General features: G+C 31.6%; 23 protein-coding genes. All 23 read left to right on the top strand.

The genetic code is table 11. The features are described from left to right. Positions 1-9 precede the first annotated feature (9 nt). Positions 10-387: an ArpU family phage packaging/lysis transcriptional regulator gene (locus CLOCEL_RS12240; protein ID WP_010074675.1), complete on the top strand. Its 378-nt coding sequence runs from the start codon at positions 10-12 to the stop codon at positions 385-387. A gap of 231 nt (positions 388-618) precedes the next feature. Then, positions 619-1,374 (top strand): DNA adenine methylase, encoded by a 756-nt coding sequence (locus tag CLOCEL_RS12235; RefSeq protein WP_010074674.1) that lies wholly within the window; start codon positions 619-621, stop codon positions 1,372-1,374. Positions 1,375-2,623: 1,249 nt separating this feature from the next. Continuing rightward, the gene (locus tag CLOCEL_RS12220) at positions 2,624-3,196 is read left to right on the top strand and encodes a tyrosine-type recombinase/integrase (RefSeq protein ID WP_041707262.1); all 573 of its coding nucleotides are present in this window, start codon (positions 2,624-2,626) and stop codon (positions 3,194-3,196) included. A 209-nt stretch (positions 3,197-3,405) separates the two neighbouring features. Continuing rightward, positions 3,406-3,594, top strand: coding sequence for a hypothetical protein (locus CLOCEL_RS12215; protein WP_010074670.1), 189 nt, complete (start codon positions 3,406-3,408; stop codon positions 3,592-3,594). 130 nt (positions 3,595-3,724) lie between these two features. Beyond that, entirely contained in the window at positions 3,725-4,039 is a 315-nt protein-coding gene (locus CLOCEL_RS12210) for a hypothetical protein (protein ID WP_010074669.1), read from the top strand. Positions 4,040-4,056: 17 nt separating this feature from the next. Continuing rightward, on the top strand, positions 4,057-4,395 hold the full coding sequence (locus tag CLOCEL_RS12205; RefSeq protein WP_010074668.1) for a hypothetical protein: 339 nt from the start codon (positions 4,057-4,059) through the stop codon (positions 4,393-4,395). 89 nt (positions 4,396-4,484) lie between these two features. Next, on the top strand, positions 4,485-4,856 hold the full coding sequence (locus tag CLOCEL_RS12200) for a hypothetical protein (protein WP_010074667.1): 372 nt from the start codon (positions 4,485-4,487) through the stop codon (positions 4,854-4,856). After that, a complete protein-coding gene (locus CLOCEL_RS12195; RefSeq protein ID WP_010074666.1) occupies positions 4,853-6,511 on the top strand; it encodes a terminase large subunit in 1,659 nt (552 codons plus the stop codon). Before CLOCEL_RS12200 ends, CLOCEL_RS12195 begins: the two co-directional genes overlap by 4 nt. Positions 6,512-6,526: 15 nt before the next feature. Next, positions 6,527-7,729: a phage portal protein gene (locus CLOCEL_RS12190; protein ID WP_010074665.1), complete on the top strand. Its 1,203-nt coding sequence runs from the start codon at positions 6,527-6,529 to the stop codon at positions 7,727-7,729. Beyond that, a complete protein-coding gene (locus tag CLOCEL_RS12185; protein ID WP_010074664.1) occupies positions 7,689-8,288 on the top strand; it encodes an HK97 family phage prohead protease in 600 nt (199 codons plus the stop codon). The genes CLOCEL_RS12190 and CLOCEL_RS12185 overlap by 41 nt, the downstream gene beginning before the upstream one ends. A gap of 20 nt (positions 8,289-8,308) precedes the next feature. After that, the gene (locus tag CLOCEL_RS12180; RefSeq protein ID WP_010074663.1) at positions 8,309-9,511 is read left to right on the top strand and encodes a phage major capsid protein; all 1,203 of its coding nucleotides are present in this window, start codon (positions 8,309-8,311) and stop codon (positions 9,509-9,511) included. Positions 9,512-9,668: 157 nt separating this feature from the next. Next, positions 9,669-10,727, top strand: coding sequence for a hypothetical protein (locus CLOCEL_RS12175; protein ID WP_010074662.1), 1,059 nt, complete (start codon positions 9,669-9,671; stop codon positions 10,725-10,727). Positions 10,728-10,831: 104 nt separating this feature from the next. After that, positions 10,832-11,107 (top strand): head-tail connector protein, encoded by a 276-nt coding sequence (locus CLOCEL_RS12170; protein ID WP_010074661.1) that lies wholly within the window; start codon positions 10,832-10,834, stop codon positions 11,105-11,107. Beyond that, positions 11,097-11,393, top strand: a complete 297-nt coding sequence (locus tag CLOCEL_RS12165; protein ID WP_010074660.1) for a phage head closure protein — start codon at positions 11,097-11,099, stop codon at positions 11,391-11,393. Before CLOCEL_RS12170 ends, CLOCEL_RS12165 begins: the two co-directional genes overlap by 11 nt. Before the next feature lie 2 nt (positions 11,394-11,395). After that, positions 11,396-11,776, top strand: a complete 381-nt coding sequence (locus CLOCEL_RS12160) for an HK97 gp10 family phage protein (RefSeq protein WP_010074659.1) — start codon at positions 11,396-11,398, stop codon at positions 11,774-11,776. Between the two features lies 1 nt (position 11,777). Continuing rightward, entirely contained in the window at positions 11,778-12,104 is a 327-nt protein-coding gene (locus CLOCEL_RS12155; protein ID WP_010074658.1) for a hypothetical protein, read from the top strand. A 15-nt stretch (positions 12,105-12,119) separates the two neighbouring features. Further along, positions 12,120-12,674, top strand: coding sequence for a major tail protein (locus CLOCEL_RS12150; protein WP_010074657.1), 555 nt, complete (start codon positions 12,120-12,122; stop codon positions 12,672-12,674). Positions 12,675-12,696: 22 nt separating this feature from the next. Further along, a complete protein-coding gene (locus CLOCEL_RS12145; RefSeq protein WP_010074656.1) occupies positions 12,697-13,077 on the top strand; it encodes a hypothetical protein in 381 nt (126 codons plus the stop codon). 55 nt (positions 13,078-13,132) lie between these two features. Beyond that, positions 13,133-13,279: a hypothetical protein gene (locus CLOCEL_RS22830; protein ID WP_010074655.1), complete on the top strand. Its 147-nt coding sequence runs from the start codon at positions 13,133-13,135 to the stop codon at positions 13,277-13,279. Positions 13,280-13,294: 15 nt separating this feature from the next. Beyond that, positions 13,295-15,745: a phage tail tape measure protein gene (locus tag CLOCEL_RS12140; protein ID WP_010074654.1), complete on the top strand. Its 2,451-nt coding sequence runs from the start codon at positions 13,295-13,297 to the stop codon at positions 15,743-15,745. Between the two features lie 63 nt (positions 15,746-15,808). Continuing rightward, on the top strand, positions 15,809-16,669 hold the full coding sequence (locus tag CLOCEL_RS12135; RefSeq protein ID WP_010074653.1) for a phage tail family protein: 861 nt from the start codon (positions 15,809-15,811) through the stop codon (positions 16,667-16,669). Positions 16,670-16,672: 3 nt separating this feature from the next. Then, positions 16,673-17,776: a siphovirus ReqiPepy6 Gp37-like family protein gene (locus tag CLOCEL_RS12130; protein WP_010074652.1), complete on the top strand. Its 1,104-nt coding sequence runs from the start codon at positions 16,673-16,675 to the stop codon at positions 17,774-17,776. Between the two features lie 3 nt (positions 17,777-17,779). Further along, positions 17,780-18,799: a hypothetical protein gene (locus CLOCEL_RS12125; RefSeq protein ID WP_010074651.1), complete on the top strand. Its 1,020-nt coding sequence runs from the start codon at positions 17,780-17,782 to the stop codon at positions 18,797-18,799. Positions 18,800-18,813: the final 14 nt, after the last annotated feature.

Genomic DNA, 18,813 nt, shown 5'->3' with positions numbered 1-18,813 from the left:
GGGTAAGCCATGACCCAAAGAGAAGCGAGAAGAAAAGTTGAAAATGATTTAAGGAATTATCCTTATTGGTTGTTAGCAGAGAATGCAGCAGGATTAGGAACACCAACTAGATGGGATATAGTTACAAGTAAATCATTAAATAATAGTGTTGTAGAGAAGATTGCAATTAAAAACGAAGAAATTAATAATAAGATTATGCTGATTGAAGGGGTTCTTGATTTATTAGACAACAGGAGTAAAGCAATAATTGAAAGAAAGTATTTTACTGAAAAAGAGCAGTTTGATTTAGAAGGTATTTTAAAAGAATATTCTATAACGAAAAATACATATTACACAGTGGTAAATAAGTCATTAGACAAATTTGCAGTGGCTTTGAGATATTGCTAAAAAGAGTCCAGAAAATATCGGGAAAAATTAAGGAAAAACTCGGGAAAAAACAGGGAAAATCTCGTTGAAAAATGAGGAACTTATAAATATAATATATATAATGGAATAAAATAGCATGATAAATAAGGTACTAATTGTTTAAGAAATTAAATAATTCAGTGCCTTTTTTATTTATATTGATTTAGGTTATAAATCAACTAACAAATGATAAAACAGAGGGATGTGAAACAAATGTTAAAATCGCCAATAACAAGGCTTGGCGGAAAGTCACGATTAAGAAAAAACATTATTGAAATAATACCAGAGCATACTTGCTACGTTGAATTGTTCTTTGGTGCAGGATGGGTTTATTTTGGTAAGGAACCTTCAAAGGTTGAAGTAATTAATGATATTGATAAAGAATTGATTAACTTATTTAAGATGATGAAATATCATGCTCCAGAAATAGAAAGAATGCTTGAATATGAATTCTCAGGCAGAGATATATTTGAGGAATATAAAAATGTTACTATAGAAAACCTTACAGAGATAAATAGAGCTGTAAGGTTTTTATATTTAATTACTCAAAGTTTTGCAGGAAGAGGTAATAATTATGGCTATGGATCAACAAGACAACCTAGTCAACAGATATTCCACAAAGAAGTCTTGAGTGCTATAAAAGAAAGGCTAAGAAATACTTATGTTGAAAACTTATCCTTCGAGAAGATCATTGATAAGTATGATAGTGAAAACAGTTTTTTCTTTTGTGATCCTCCATATTTTGAAACAGCAGGCTATGGTTTTGAGTTTGGAGAAAAAGAGCATTTACTTTTAAGAGATAAGCTGTCAAAGCTTAATGGAAAATTTTTATTAACTATTAATGACCATGAGAAGGTTAGAGAATGGTATAAGGATTTTAATATAAGGGAGTTGGAAGTAAATTATACTGTATCTAAGGAGCAAAAGGCTAGGGGAAAGTATAAGGAATTAATCATATATAACTATTAGATTATTATGTATAACTAAATATTTATTTTCTAAAAATAGAGCTAGATGGTTTATTTTTATTGAAAATTTGATATAATAAAGATAAGAAAAGCTTAGTGCTGGTAACACTAAGCAATCCTTAGAACATTTATTTTGTTTTAGGGCTATTGGATAAATTAAATAATTAATTTCAGAAATAAGTGCTAATCTTTGTCGGATGGGGCACTTTTTTCTTTGCTTTTAATTTCGATGTTAAGACCAATAAATCTAATTGAAATTTTTATGTAATTAACAAAAAGGTTGTGTGTTAAAACTAGCCTAACAATATAGACAGTAACAATGCTTTTTATAATTAACTCTATCATATCCAATACCACCTCCCAACTATGATGAAATATCACCAATAGTCCAAAGGAGGATAAAACGTTCAAAACCTCCGTAGCCATCCATCTACGGATTATGTTATAACTTAAGTATTATAACATAACTATGTAGTAGAAATATAGTGACTACATTTAGCTTATTAATAGAAACATATGTATAGGTATGGAAGATAAAGTGATTTTGAATAGTAAAATGATAACGGACAATTTTGCAAGTTAGAGATAAAGGTTGTATAGTATGGAAAATGTTATTAAAATACATAGTAAAAAAAGATATAAGGACATCTGATACTTGATGTCTTTATATCTTGAAAAAAAGTATTTATTTATTTTCTATAGCTGCCTAGGGAGGACTTAAGTCCTCAAGGCAGCTTAATACTACTATTTTTTCTTTGAATTTCTAAAGAAATTAAAAAAAATTTTTCTAAGCTTTTTGAATTTCTTTTTATAAGTATTATTTTGTTTAAGTGCTTTTATGATGTGAAAAGAAATAAGTAAAAATATAAATATGAATAAAAGCATAACTATAATTAGAATTACAAAAAGAAATATTAATATTATAATAAATTCAATAGTAGGTATTAAGCTTAAATTAGATAGCATGAATTTCATGATAAAAATCCTCCATATTTAAGCTTTTATTAAAGTATATCAGCAAATAGTTTAAAATGCAATAAAAATAAGCTTAATGGGTATTATTTGAGAGGAATCCTTTGATATTTGCATAAAATCGATTTTTTTAAGCAAATATAATGGTTGACAATTATTTTTATTTGTTTTCTAAAACTTTTATTTTATTGATGGGTACTTTAACAGTGCAATTTAAATATGAGTATATAATAAAGTGGTGATTATATGTGAAAAAAAGACCAGCAAAACCAATAATAATGACACAAAATGTATTAGATATTCAGGACTACCTAAAATACAAAAATGAAAGAGATTATGTTTTATTTGTTCTAGGTGTAACCACTGGATACAGAGCTGGTGATTTAGTGACCTTAAAAGTAAGAGACATAAGGGAAGCCTTAAGAAAAAATGAGTTCACTATTTTAGAAGGTAAAAAGAAAAACTCTAAAAACATAAGGGAACGGAATAGAAAGCCTAGAACTGTTGAGATTATACCAAAGGTAGCTAAATTGCTAAAAGAATATACAAAAGATAGAAAGGACTATGAGTATGTGTTTAAATCACGAAAGGGAGTTAATAAACACATAGGAGTCCAAGCTGTTAGCAACATCTTAAAAGAAGCAGGAGAGTATTTTGGCTTATATGATATAAGTGCTCATAGCATGAGGAAAACCTATGCTTATAAGATATACAATGATAATGACAAAGATATAGTTGCTGTCAAAGAGCTTTTAGGGCATAGAAACATTGAAGAAACAAAACGATATATAGGTTTAGATAGAGAGAAATATCATCAGTACAGTAAGTCTTTAAATGACTTTGTGAGGTGATATTTCTTTTTTTATCTCTATGAATGTTTAAAAAATTACCTTATTAACATTAGAGGTAAGAAATTTAAGACATATAGATGTAGACAAACTTAAAAATGAATGTGTGATTCTCCTATATAATAAAACATTCAAATCAAAAAACACGAACATTAAAGAGTTTGTTTTCATTTGTTTACATAAGAATTTTATAAAAAATGGGGGGATTATTTTTGGCACTTATAGAGAATGTGTCTTTTATCAAAGAGGTCATTAGAAGAATTGACGATAGAAACCATAATGTAGTTTTATTTGATGAAGCTACAGAGGAGAGGATATTAATTGATGATGGTTTGAAAGATAGGATTAAAAAATATTATGAAGATAAAATGTTGGCAATGAAGATTAGAGAGGAGATATAAAATGCTTATAAATATAGAGCCAGTGTATGATTTTTAAAAATTACGCTATCAGAAGTGTTAGATGGACTATAACTAATAAATAATAGTAAAATAGGGGTAATTAAAAATTATGTATTAGGTGGTGCAAATTATGAATGCTAAGGAATTTGTTGAATTATTTTATACAGAAAAAAATGACATGCTTAAACAGTATTTTAACAATCTTAAAAATACTGAAGTTGGATTAAAGATAGAGAGTCTTGGCTTGAACACAGAGCAAATGGAAAGTATCATAAATACAGTTATAACAGATGCTATGTATACAATTTTGTTAGGATTAGATGGTGAAGCTACAATTGGGAATGTCCAACAAACTTATAAATTATATGATGAAGATGATTGTGAAATAACGAATAGTGGAGAAATAGAACAGTATGCATATGAATATTTTCATGAGAATAACTGATTTTGATTTAGACAACAATGGCTAAGGAATGGGCAAAGAAGTTTTATAAAAGCAAAGGATGGATTAATTGTAGAGCTTCATATATCAATGAAAGAAGAGCAATTGATGGTGGCATGTGTGAGGTATGTAAGCAAGAGTTAGGTTACATAGTTCATCACAAGATACTATTAACACCAGAGAATATAAATGATCCAGAGATAGCACTTAATCATAAACACTTAACCTTTGATTGTAAAAGGTGTCACGATAGAGAGGAAGGACATTTCAAAGATAAGATTAAAAATAAATCTTCACCAGTTAAAGAAGATTATAGGTTTAATGATGATGGTCAATTAGTTCCAGCACTCCCCCCTTAAAATAAGGCTAGGGATGGCTGACAGGGTACCGATGGGGGGACAACAATTTTCCTCCGCAGGAAATTTTGAAAAAGGAGGGGGGTATATTTTTGAGTATTTCCGAACAATTAGAAAGAGAAAAGAAAATTAAGCAGGAAACAAACAGAGTTAAAAAGTTATATAAGGATTTTGAAAAAGATAAAGCCAAGGTTTTAGAAGGACTTATCAATGAAGCTGCATTTATGAAAATATCCTTGGAAGAATTAAGATCCGATTTAATTAAAAAGGGACTTACAGAATTATTTGAGCAAGGAGAACAAAGTTTCAATCGTGAAAGACCAGAGGTAAAAATATATACAAGCTTCATGCAGAGATATTCTGGAGTAATGAAGCAGCTTATCGATTTACTTCCACCAGAAATAAAGAAAGAGGAAGCAGATCAGCTGATGGACTTTATTAAAAAAGGAAAATTAAACAAATGACCTACATAGAAGAATACTATAACAAAATTATTTCTGGCGATATTGTTGCTTGTAAAAGAATTATTCAAGTTTACACTATGTTAGTGGATAGGCTTTATAATCCCAAGGATAATTGGGTTTTTGATGAAGAACTTGGCAATAGACCAATTGAATTTATAGAAACCTTTTGTAAACAAGCTCAAGGAGAATTAGGAGCAAGTTTAGAACTACAGTTATTTCAGAAAGCAAAACATCAAGCTGTTTTTGGTTTTGTCGATGAACAAACAAGACTTAGACAATATCAAGAAGTTTTAGATATTAGAGGTCGTAAGAATGGTAAAACCACCGAACTAGCAGCAGACGAATTATATATGCTTGTTGGTGATGGTGAAGGTTCGCCAGAGTGTTACATTATAGCTACAAAATTAGATCAATCTAAAAAAGGTTTTAATGAGTGCTATAAAATGGTGCAACAATCACCTTTATTAAACAAACATCTTAAGAAAAGAAAGTCAGATATTTATTTTGCCAGTAACTTCGGAACTATCCAAGCTTTGGCTTCAAACTCAAATGGACTTGATGGACTAAACTCTCATATGGTCACTATAGATGAATTAGCAGCAATAAAAAATAGAGATATTTATGATTTAATGAAACAATCAATGTCATCTAGAAGACAGCCTTTATTAGATTGTATTACAACTAATGGCTTTGTACGAAACTCTATCTTTGATGCTCAATATGAATATGCTTGCAATGTGCTAGATGGGAAAGTGAAAGATGATAGATTCTTAGCTTTTATATATGAACTTGATGATAGAGACGAATGGGACAAAGAAGAGTGTTGGATAAAAGCAAACCCAGGACTAGGGACGATTAAAAAGTTTGAGTTTCTAAGGGATTGCGTAAATAAAGCTAAATCAGACCCAGCTTTTAAAGCTACGGTAATGGTTAAGGATTTCAACATGAAAGAAAATTCTTCTAGTGCATGGCTTAGATGGGAAGAGCTTAATAACGAAAGTAAATTTGATATTAAAAAAATGGGCTTCCGTTATGGTATCGGTGCTTTTGACTTGGCAGAGACAACGGACTTAGCTTCAGCAAAAGTAATTTGTATGAGACCAGAGGATGAAAATATTTATATTCTATCAATGTACTTTATCCCAGAGGAAAAGCTAAATCAAGAAGAGGACAACAAAGAAGATGATAGTGTTCCTTATAGACTTTGGGAAAAGCAAGGGTTACTAAGAATTTGTGAAGGTAACAAAGTTAATAAGTATCATATCCTCGAATGGTTTAAAGAGATTAGAGATGTTTTTGATATTTATATTCCTTGGATTGGCTATGATCCTTGGCATGTTGACGATAGTTTATTAAAAGCTTACGAAGATGAGTTTGGAAAAGAAACTATGATTAAGGTTAGGCAAGGTGTATATACTTTATCAGCTCCAATGAAAGAATTGAGAGCCGATTTGTGTGCACATAAAGTCATATATAACAATAATCCAATTGATAAATGGTGTCTGTCTAATACAGAAATAAAAACCGATATTAACGCTAATATTCAGCCGATAAAGGGCATGGATAATAGGAAAAGAATTGATGGAGCAGTATCTTTAATTATTGGTTATGTAGTTCTCAAAGATAAAATGATTGAGTATGAAAATATGATTTAGAAGGGGGTGAAGCTTATGGGATTATTTCAAAATATCTTTGGGAATAAAAGCTCTCCACAAAGCACAAACAGATTCGAAATGATAACCGACTATGGAAATGGCTTTTATGGTTGGGATGGCAATTTATATAAAAGTGACATCATTAGATCAGCCATAAGACCAAAGGCACAAGCCATTGGTAAATTAAATCCTAAACATATCCTAAGGTTTAATAATACATTAAAGGTAAATCCTCAGCCATATATTCGATTTTTATTAGAAGAGCCAAACCCTTTTATGACAATGCAGATGATGCTTGAAAAAGTTACAACTCAGCTAATGTTAAATCATAATGCTTTTATCTATATAAAACGTGATGACTTTGGTTATGCCAGCCAAGTATATCCCATTCCTGCCACATCAGTGGAAGCTATAGAAGGAAAGTCAGGGGATTTATTTTTAAAGTTTACCTTTGTAACAGGCAAAAGAATGACAGTACCATATGAGGACATCATTCATTTAAGAAGGGACTTTAATGAAAGTGATTTCTTTGGCGATGCTCCACAGGAAACTTTAAAGAATCTCATGGAAGTTGTAAATACCACAGACCAAGGAATTGTAAAAGCTATTAAAAGTTCAATGGTTATAAAATGGCTTATGAAGTTTAAAAGCGTTATAAGACCAGAAGACAGGGACAAGGAAGTTGAAAAGTTTGTTGATACCTTTTTAAGTATTAGTAAAGGAAAAGGGGTTGCAGCAACAGATCCTAAATATGATTTAGAACAAATAAAAAATGAAAGCTATATACCTAACGCAGCTCAAATGGATAGAAGCGTTGTTAGGATATATAGCTTTTTTAATACCAATGAAAAGATTATACAAAGTAGATTTACAGAGGATGAATGGAACTCTTATTTTGAATCAGAAATAGAGCCACTATCAAAGCAATTAAGTGGAGAGTTTACAAGAAAGATATTTAGCAGAAAAGAACGAGGCTTTGGTAATTCAATAATATTTGAAGCCAACAGTCTGCAATATGCAAGCATGGCAACAAAGCTTAATTTAGTACAAATGGTTGATAGAGGAGCTTTACTACCAAATGAATGGAGAGAGGTTATGAATTTAAGTCCAATTGCAGGTGGAGATAAGCCTATAAGAAGATTAGATACTGATGTTGTAAATGATGTGAAAGGGGGTGATGAGAATAGTGGAAAAGGAGACGAGGCAGTTAATAACTGAAAAAATTGAGGTTAGGGAATTTGGAGAGAGTGAAAAAAAGACTATTGGAGGATATGCTGTTAAATATAATTCTCCAACCTTAATGAGGGATAGATGGGGTGATGAATTCTTAGAGGAAATAGCTTCAGGAGCTTTTGATAAATCCCTGCAAAACAGAAACCAAAAGGCATTATGGAATCATGATACTTCTAAACCTTTAGGGAGTGTATCGGCAGGAACACTTAGATTTAACTCAGATACTTCGGGATTAAACTATGATATTGATTTACCTAACAATACTTATGGTAATGATGCTTATGAAAGCGTAAAACGTGGTGATGTAGATGGTTCATCCTTTGGTTTTATGTGCCTTAATGATGTATGGTCAAAGGTTCAGTTTGAAGGCAGAGAAATCTACAAAAGAAGTATTGTAGAAGCAAATTTATTTGAAGTAAGTCCTTGTACATTCCCAGCCTATGATAGCTCAGAAATGAGCTGTAGAAGTCTAGAAACCTTTAAAGAAGAAACTAAAAAACGTGAAGAACTTAGAAAGAAATTAATAATTCAAACTTTATTATAAAAGAGGAAGGTGTTTTATATATGAAAACATTACAACAAATAATTGCAAGAAAAGCAGAATTAAGAACAATGCTAGAAGAGCCTAAAGCAGATTTAAACGCAATAGAAATTGAATTAAGAGAACTAAACGAAGAACAAGGACAACTTGAAAAAAGAGAAAGGCTTATAAAGGAGGCAGGAGAAATAAACAAAGGTAATACTGGCGAAGTAAGAGAGAATTTTATTATAGGAAATAAAGAAAATTTAGAGGAAAGAGATGATAAGTATTCAAGCCTTGAGTATAGAAAAGCATTTATGAACTATGCAAGGACAGGCGTTATTTCAAATGAATTAAGAGCCGATGCAACTACCATGACAACAGATTTAGGTGCAGTAATTCCTACAACTGTAATGAATGAAATTATACAAAAGCTAAAATCTTATGGGCAAATTTACAGCAGAATAAGAAAAACAGCTTTTAAAGGTGGGGTTAAAATACCAACTGCATCTGTTAAGCCAGTGGCAACATGGAAAGCTGAAGGAACTCTTTCAGATAAACAAAAGAAAACAGTTAAAACCTTTATTGAATTTAGCTATTATAAACTACAATGCAGAATTGCAACAAGCTTAGAAGCTGATACCGTAGCACTTCCAGTATTTGAAGCTACTATAGCAGCAGATATGGCAGAAGCTATTGTTGTGGCAATAGAGCAATCAGTTATCAGTGGATCAGGAACAGGGGAACCAAAGGGAATAATCAAACATACAACAGAAATTCCTAAAGACCAACAAATAACTATAGCTGCAGCAGATATTAGTGATTGGTCAAAGTGGAAAAAGAATGTCTTTGCAAAAATTCCTTTAGCTTATGAAGGTAATGGAATCTGGATCATGACAAAGGCAACCTTTGAAGGATACATTGATGGAATGGTAGATGCAAATGGACAGCCTATCGCAAGAGCAAACTATGGAATAACTGGAGCACCTGTTAGAAGATTCGGAGGGTATGATGTTCTTTGTGTGGAAGCTGATTATATTCCAAATTATGAATCAGCTGTAGCAGGAGATGTTTTTGCAGTATTTGTTGATTTAAGTGAATATATCTTTAATTCAAACTTGCAAATGACTTTGAAAAGATATTTTGACGAAGATACAGATGAATGGATTGATAAGGCAACATTACTTGGGGATGGTAAGTTAAGGGATGCTAATGGGGTGCTTCTTATAAAAAAAGGTACTAATTAGGGGGAATATTGTAAAATAAATAAATAAATTATATAATAATTAAATAAAGTGATTAAAATACCAGTTTTGTGGTAAAGAGCATTTATATGAGGACTAGAAAAAATAATCACTTGATGTAGGAATTAAAAAACAATATAACCATATTAGGGGGTATAGAATGTCCATTAACATCAATGAAATGATAAAAGAGAGACTCGAAAAAGCAGATGATAAAAATCCAATTAAGATATCATATGAGAATAAATTTAGATATTATAATGATTTCCTCGAAATGTTAGATACACTTTATAAAAGTTTAGATTATGATGAAATGAAGGATCTGTTAGATAATAAAATAAGGTTAGCTAGTAAATATAATGAAGCTCAGTATCTTCAAAATGTTTCAGAAATAAATGTGCTATACTACATATTAAGAAAGTATAATAATAGATTTGTATATGAGCCGAAATACAATGGAAATAAAAATCCAGAATGTTGTTTTGAGCATAATGGGAAAATAATTAATATAGAGGTAAAATGTCCTGATTTGACAAAGAGGATAGAAAGCGAGAGACACAATACTTTAAAAATATGTATGCCTGAAAGAATTCCAGAATATAAAACAATAGTGAATGAAGTAAAGGAAATACTAAAACCCAATATATGTAATAATTATATTGATGTTGAAGAACAAAGTAGGCTTGATAATAAACTTAAAGATTATGTTACTGGTGCGTCTGACAAATTTCCAATATCAGATGATACAAATTTCAACATTTTAGCAGTTAGTTTAGATGCAGTATCAGATTTGGATGAATGGTATTCATATATATTTGGTAATGAAGGTGTGTTCACCAATAATTCTTTTGTTCCAGCAGAAAGATATAAGAATCTAGATGCAATTTTACTAACAACATCTATGTGCGGACATAAGCGTTATAGTAAGTTCACTGAGAACGTTTGGTTATTAGAAGAAACAATTAATTTACTATTCTTGGATCCTAAAAAACAGAAAACGGAGACTGGAAAATTTTATTTTGATGATGTAATTACTTTGTTTGGAGATTTAACTGTATCATTTTTAGAATTTCAATTAGATTTAGACAAAAAATCACAAAGTGATTGGGAAAAAGTTAAGAATAATCCTGATTTGCAACAGGCTAAATGGAATGAACAAAAATTAATTAGTGTAATGATGATTTCAGAATTTTTAAATAAACTAAAGGAAGAAAATTGATACTTAGAGATATTGGTGTCATTATGTAAAAAGGAAAATTAACCAATATTATTAAGAAGAGAAGTCTTTACGGCTTCTCTTTTTTCGTTGTAGGAGGATTTTAGATGTCATTAGACAAAATTAAAACATCACTCAGAATCAAAAACAACTCAGAAGAAATGAACACAGAAATAACTGATTTAATTGAAGCTTGCAAAGCTGATTTATTATTAAGTGGAGTTAAAAGAATACCTGATACAGATCCACTAATTCAACAAGCCATAAAACTATATTGCAAAGCAAACTTTGGTTTAGACAATAAAGATAGTGATAGATACAAGCTTTCTTATGAGTCACTTAAACAAAGTTTAGCCTTATGTGGTGATTACAATGTGGAGTGATTTACTTATACTTATTAAACAAAAACATGATTCAGATTCTATTGGTAATAAGAAACCAACACCAACTGATATAAAGACAGAAGTATACTGCAATAAAAAATCTATTTCTAGAGCAGAGTTTTACAATGCCAACTCAACTGGATTAAAGCCTTCAATAGTTTTTGTAGTAAATACCTTTGAATATGAGGGACAGAAAATTGTTGAGTTTGAAAATCAACGCTACAAAGTACTAAGAACTTATGAGCCTTCATTAGATTATACAGAATTAATTTGTGAGAAGGTGTAACTATGGATATAGATATAAGTAGATTAGCAGCAACAATTACAGAAACCATTGGCAGTTATACGGAGGAGATATCGGAAGCTATAGAAGTCGAAGTAAATCAAACCACAAAGGACACTTTAAAAAAGATAAGAGAGACTTCGCCAAGTGATAGAGGTAAATATAAAAAGGGTTTTAAGATAACTAAAATAAAAGAACGTGGGCAAGTTAAAAATGTTATTTGGAATAAAAAATATAGTGGATTAGTTCATTTGTTGGAGTTTGGACATGCTAAAAGAAACGGTGGAAGGGTGCAGGCTGTAAAACACGTAGAGCCAGCTTTTGATTCTGTAGCTGGGGATTTAGAAGATAGGATAAAAAGCATTATTCAAAACGGAGGAAGATAGAATGACACAAGAAGACTTATATAAAAACCTAAAGAGCTTTAATTTTCCTGTTGCCTACGATCATTTTATAGTTGATGATGATAATCCACCTCCATCATTGCCCTTTATAACTTATAGATTTATAGAAGATAATGATTTAATCGCTGACAATACTAATTATTTTGAGATAGGAGTTTATCATATTGAACTATATACAGAGTTTAAAGAGCCTGAGAAAGAAAGGTTATTACAAGATAAATTTAAAGAATTAAAGATACCTTATAGAAAAACAGAAACTTATATTGAGACAGAGAAAATGTATCAAATACTTTATGAAATACAGATTTAGAGGAGTGAAAATATTATGTCAAACAAAGTTAGATATGGATTAAGTAATTTACATATTGCTTTTAGAAAAGCAGATGGAACCTATGAAATACCAATAAAAGTTGAAGGTGTTGTAGGATATTCACCAGAGCCTGCAGGGGATAGCGTGGAATTCTACGCTGACAATAGATTATATTATAGTGCAACAGCAAACAATGGTTATACAGCAGATTTAGAATGTGCCTTGATACCAGATGAAATTTTAGCAAGAATGATTGGAAGTGTAATTGATGCTAATGGTGGATTATTAGAACTTTCTAACGGAGAGCAAGCAGAATTTGCTATTTTAGCACAGGTTGATGGCGATGTTAGAAATAGGAGATTTGTTTATTATTCTTGTAAAGCAAGTAGACCAAAGCAAGAGCATAAGACAACAGAAAAGACAAAAGAGCCAACTACAGAAACCTTAAGTGTGACAATAGCACCTACAATTATTAGTGGTAAATCCGCTGTTAAATATACTTTAGAGTTAAATGATACTAATGCAGAGATATACAATTCATTCTTTGATAAAGTGTATATTGCCGCTTAAAGGATAACGGAGGGACAAGTTTATGAGGACAATACAATTAAATGAAAAGGAAATGGGACTTAAGGCAACTGCTTTAAGTCCTCACCTTTATAAAAAAGATTTTAAGAGAGACATAATGGCTGATATAGCTAAATTTATAGAGGTTGAAAAAACAAAAGAAGATGGATCAAAGGACATTAACTTTGAAGCCTTTGACACTGTAGTGATATTACAACTAGCTTATATAATGAATAAAACATATAAATTTGGTTCAGGCTCAGAGTTTCCTACCTTTGAAAAATGGCTTCAAGAGGATGCAGATGGCTTTGATTTAGAAGTAATGGGAACGATAGTGGAGGAAGCTATAGACGGTTTGTTTCCCAGAGCAAAATCTAGAAATAAGCACCCAGCCACAAAACAGTAGTGATGAGGTATTTGATAAGAACTTTGATATTAGAATACTGGTTATAGCTAAACAAATGAAGCTAACTTTAGAAGAGTTAAATAACTTTTCTATAAGTGAGTTTTTAACCTTTGCAGATATATGGACACAGGATTATAAAGAAGCAAATAATACAACCACAAAGGCAACTCAAGGTGATATTGATAAACAATTCTTTTCATAGAAAGGGGTGATAAATGTGCCAGAAACAATAAAGGGTATTAATGTGACAATTGGAGCAGATACCACAGGTTTATCAAAGGCTCTTGGTGATGTAGATAAAAAATCTAGAGATATTCAAGGGGAATTAAAGCAAGTTCAAAATCTTTTAAAACTTGATCCAAGCAATACAGATTTAATTGTTCAAAAGCAACAGTTATTAGCTGATGCTGTGGAGAATACTAGAAAGAAACTAGCTACTTTAAGGACAGCACAAGAACAAGTAGAAAAGCAATTTCAAAATGGTGATATTACTGCAGGTCAATACAGAGCTTTTCAAAGAGAGCTTGCACAAACAGAGCAGCAAATGCAAAATTATCGAAGTCAATTAAGGCAAACTAGCAAAGAAACTGTTGAAGTAGGTGATAATACAGAAAAAACTAAAGGAATCCTTGGAAAGCTTGGTGAAGTAGCTGGAACTATAGGAGAAAAGATTAAAACAGGTTTAGCAGTTGGAGCTGCAGCTATAGCAGGACTAGGAGCAGCAGGAATAAAAAATAACCTAGATTGGAATAAAAGCGTAGGTAAATTACAAGCAAGTTTAGGATTAACAGGAGAAGAAGCTAGTGAACTTCAAATGAAAGCTGATAAGGTTTGGAAGGATGGCTTTGGTGAAAATTTAGATGAAGCAACTCAAGCTATAATTGCAGTTAAGCAAAGTATGAAAGATTTACCCTTTGGACAGATAGATGAAATAGCAGAAGGAGCTATGACTATTTCTGATGTATTTGGTGAAGATGTTAACAGTGTTATAAATACTACTTCCATAGCAATGAAAAACTTTGGTGTAGGTGGTCAAGAAGCACTTGATTTAATTACCTATGGTTTTCAAAATGGAGGGAATTTCAGTGGTGAATTATTAGATACGGTTAGAGAATATTCTCCACAATTTTCATCCATGGGAATTTCAATGAATCAAGCTATGGGTATTTTAATTAAAGGTGCTCAAGCAGGTGCATTTAATTTAGACAAAGTCGGAGATGCCATGAAAGAGTTTAATATACGTGCTCAGGATGGAAGTACCACCACGCAAGAAGGCTTTGCAATGATTGGTTTAAGTGCAGATCAAATGGGTGCAGCTATTGCTAAAGGGGGAACAGATGCACAAAATGCATTTACTGCAACAATTACAGCTTTAGCAGGAATAAAAGATCCAGTGCAACAAAATGCAGCAGGAGTTGCTTTATTCGGAACTCAGTGGGAAGACTTAAGAGGAAAAGTTGTAACTGCTATGGCAGAAGGTATGCAAGGAGTTGATGGCTTTCAAGGAGCCACAGATAAAGCAAGTCAGGCAATGACAGAAAATAATCCTGCTATGCAATTAGAAAGTGCAATGAGGAAAATGCAAGATGCCATTGCTCCTGCAATGCAGCCATTAGCAGATATTATTTCTCAAGATGTAACTCCTTTCATGGAAATATTAGTAACAAAATTTGCTGAGATAGCACCAAAGATAAAAGATGTTTTAGAAAGTCTAAAAGAATTACCTCAATGGATCAGCGATAATAAAGAAACTGTTGAATTATTAGGAGTAGCCATTGGAGCTGTCACAGCTTTAATTATTGCTTTTAATATCCAACAAGCATTAGCAAGTGCAGGACTTACTTTGTGGGAATGGGTAGCAGGAACAGCCACCATTGCAACAGGGGCATTAAGTACGGCATTTGCTTTTTTAACAAGTCCAATAACATTAATTATATTAGCTATAGCAGCAGTAATAGCTATAGGAATTTTACTCTATAATCATTGGGATGAAATAAAAGCTAAAGCTATAGAATTAGTTCAAAATCTCGTTGCAAAGGTAATTGAGTTAAAAGATAAAATAATAGGAAAAGTAATAGAGCTTAAAGATAAAGCTGTAGAGAAATTTATTGAGCTTAAAGATGGGATAAAAGAAAAGTTTTTAGAAATACTTACAAATTCAGTTCAATTATTTTTAGATATGAAAGAAGGTATCGCAAATAAAGCAACTGAAATAGTTGATTCTGTTAAGCAAAAATTTGAGGATATAGTAGGATTCTTTAAAAGTCTGCCTTCACGATTTCTTGAACTTGGAAGTAATATTATTGATGGTTTAAAACAAGGTATAGAGGATAAAATAGAAGCTGCAAAAAATGTTATATCTAACTTAGCTGATAACCTACCAAGCATAGTGAAAAATATTCTAGGCATACATTCCCCAAGTAGGGTAATGATGCAGTTAGGAGTTTATACAGGGGAAGGTTTAATAAACGGTATAAAATCTACTATGAGCCAGTTAAAAAGACAAAGTGCAGAAATGGCTAATTTAGCTGTACCAAAGATTAACCTACCAGAAACAACACTTCAAGGCATAGGCTCAAGCAGCACAAACAATTATTATACAGTAAATGCACCTAGAGAGTTAGATCCTTATGAAACCTTTAAGGCAATGAGAAAAGCTACAAGATAAATCAATAAATAAAAATGCCCAATATTTATTAGGGCTACAATATGAGCAGGTAAGGAGGTACTCATGGACATAATTACATATACAAATAGTAAAGGGGTGACTATCAATATTAACGATAGTTTCCCCTTTCGCTTTGAAGATATTAATGGAGCAGATAAGGTAGCCAATGAAATAGATGTTATAAAAAACTATAAGCAAGATGGAAAACAGATTACTGGCAGCAGTTTAGGGGAAAGGGAGTTAGTTATTACAGGAACCATTAAAGGTGATGATGTAAACATCTTAGAGGATTTAAAGCGTAGTATGATAAAGATATTTAACCCTAATTTAGAAGGAACATTAACTTATTATATTGGAGGCTTAATAAAATCCATACAATGCAAGCCACAATCAACAGTGGAATTTAAAAATACAGGATTTAAAAACATTAAAAGATTTTCAGTGGAGTTACTATGTGAAGATCCTTATTGGAAAGACATATCAAGCAATATTGCTAGTGCAGGATCATGGACTAAAACTTTTGCATTTCCTTTAGTTATGACTAATTTCAAATTTGGTGTTCAAGCTACTACTCCAACGATTTTAAATAATGTTGGTGACGTAGACACAGGAATGATAATTTACTTTAAAGCTAATGGAAGTGTCACTAATCCCACTTTGATTAATCCAATCAATGGGCAATATATGAAAGTATTAAAGGCTATGGCGGCAGGAGAGGTTATAAAAGTTAATACAAATACAGGACAAAAGAAGATAACTTTCATTCAAAATAACACTGAAACCAATATAACTAATCTTATGGAATACGGCAGCACCTTTCTACAGCTTGAACTTGGAGGAAATCAATTAAAAAGCAGTGCTACAAGTGGCTATACTTATTTAGATGTTGATATAGAATATACTCCTAAATATTTGGGGGTGTAAGCTATGGATTTAAGAATATACGACAGATATTATCAATTTATTGGTGTAGTGGATGTTTTCACGTCTTTAAGATGGACAAGAAAACACTATACAGCAGGGGAATTTGAACTAAAAGTCACAGCTACAGAAAATAATATTAATTTACTTAAGAAAGATAATATGATTTACAAATCTCATACTGAAGCAGCCATTATAGAAACTGTTGAACTAGCAAAGGAAGGTACAAAAGAAGAGATTACAGTTAAAGGGTACATGATAACAGGAGTTTTAAAAATACGCTGTATAGATGGAACTAAAAACTATCTAGGAACTACTTGGACAGCTGAGAAGATAATGTTTGATTTAGTTAACAGTGAATGTATTAACCCAGTTAAACCTCAAAGAGTGATAACTAATTTAGAATTAGGAGTTTTAAATAATTATACTGGAAATGTAAACATGCAAGTATCCTATGATAATTTATTAGATACTATTGAAAGTATTGGCACAGCTAATCAAATAGGTTTTAGAATACAGTGGACAACCGTTAGTAATGTGATGATCTTTAATTGTTATAAAGGTACAAACAGGACTATAAATCAAAAAATATTACCACCAGTAATATTTGATATAGATTACGACAATGTAATTTCTCAAGATTATTATGACAGCGATAGTAATTTGAAGAACTGTGCCATTGTTGCAGGCGAAGGTGAAGGAGCTGTAAGAGCTAAAGTTTATGTAAATGATTATTTAGATGGAAGAAATCGAGTTGAATTATTTTGTGATGCCAAGGATCTGCAAAGAACAAATAATAATGTAACTATGACCGATGTACAATATCAAACAATTTTAACTTCAAGAGGTAATGAAAAGCTTGGAGAATGTCAAGTAATTCAAACCTTTGAAGGACAGATAAATACTAACGCAGGGCTAGAATATAGAGTTGATTATGATCTTGGGGATTGGGTAACAAGACAAGATAAAAAGTGGGGAATTACTCTTGATACTCAAATTACAGAGATAACGGAAGTATACCAAAATAATTCAATGGTACTAGATATAACCTTTGGGAACAACATTCCAACAGAAATACAAAAAATAAAAAGAGAAATTAGGAGAAATTAAAAAATGAGAAGTAAAACTTACTTTTATGATGGAGTTGCCTATAATAGTTCAGATATGGCAGTAGCATTAGCAGGTATTATTACAACAGGTGTAAGTCCTATTGATGAAACAGGAATAGAATCTGATAGTTGCCTGAAGGTACTACAAGCAAGTGCTAGTAATGCAGTTAATGTATACAGTGGAGTTGCATGGATTAACGGACATTACTTTGAACTAACGGATGGAGCAACAGTAACTTTGCAACCTTCAGATGCTACAAGAAATAGAACAGATAGTATAGTTTTAAAAATGGATATAACAGCAAAGACAGTGACTTTAAGAAGTGAAATGGGCAGCTATAGTGGTTCTTTATATGTTCCAGTACGTAATCAATATGTTTGGGAGTTAATATTGGCTCAGGTTTATATTGGAGCAGGAACATCTTTTTATACACAAAGCAATATAACAGATACAAGATATAATCCAAACTTCTGTGGAATTTGTACAACTCCTCAAGGTACACTACAAAGTCAAATTGATGAACTAGGTTCTACAGTTGATATGTGTATAAAAGCGACCGAAGATGTGGCAGCATATACAATAATTCCAAGAAAAACTTATACAGAATTAGAGGTTAAAAAACTAAATGTAACTGATGAAGTAAATCAAGGTATATTCAAAGTATATATGCCTAATAATGCTAGAGTTGCTATTGAAGCAGAAGTTATAGTTTCTACAAGGAATATAAGTGGACAAGGAGCAATACTGGAACAAAGTATTAAATGTGTTGGTTTAACTGATGCCAGTGGCAATGTCTTTGCAAGTAATGGAATCAGTGTTGGAAGTGCAAGTGTTCAAACTTCTGGTGTTACAAGCTATTCAATAACAGCAAGCTTATCTGTAGATTCAGTTAATAAATATGTTGTATTTTCAGTAAAGCCAAATGAAGAGCCACAGGATGTAATTTCAGATATTATTGTAAGAGCAAAAATAACTTATATAGTTGAAGGAGTAATTCAACAGCCAGGAATTACTGTCATATAAAGCATTAGAGAAAT

This window comes from Clostridium cellulovorans 743B, assembly GCF_000145275.1.
GTDB lineage: Bacteria > Bacillota > Clostridia > Clostridiales > Clostridiaceae > Clostridium_K > Clostridium_K cellulovorans.
The sequence above is the reverse complement of the archived record's forward strand: the minus strand, read 5'-3'. Positions and strand labels throughout refer to the sequence as shown.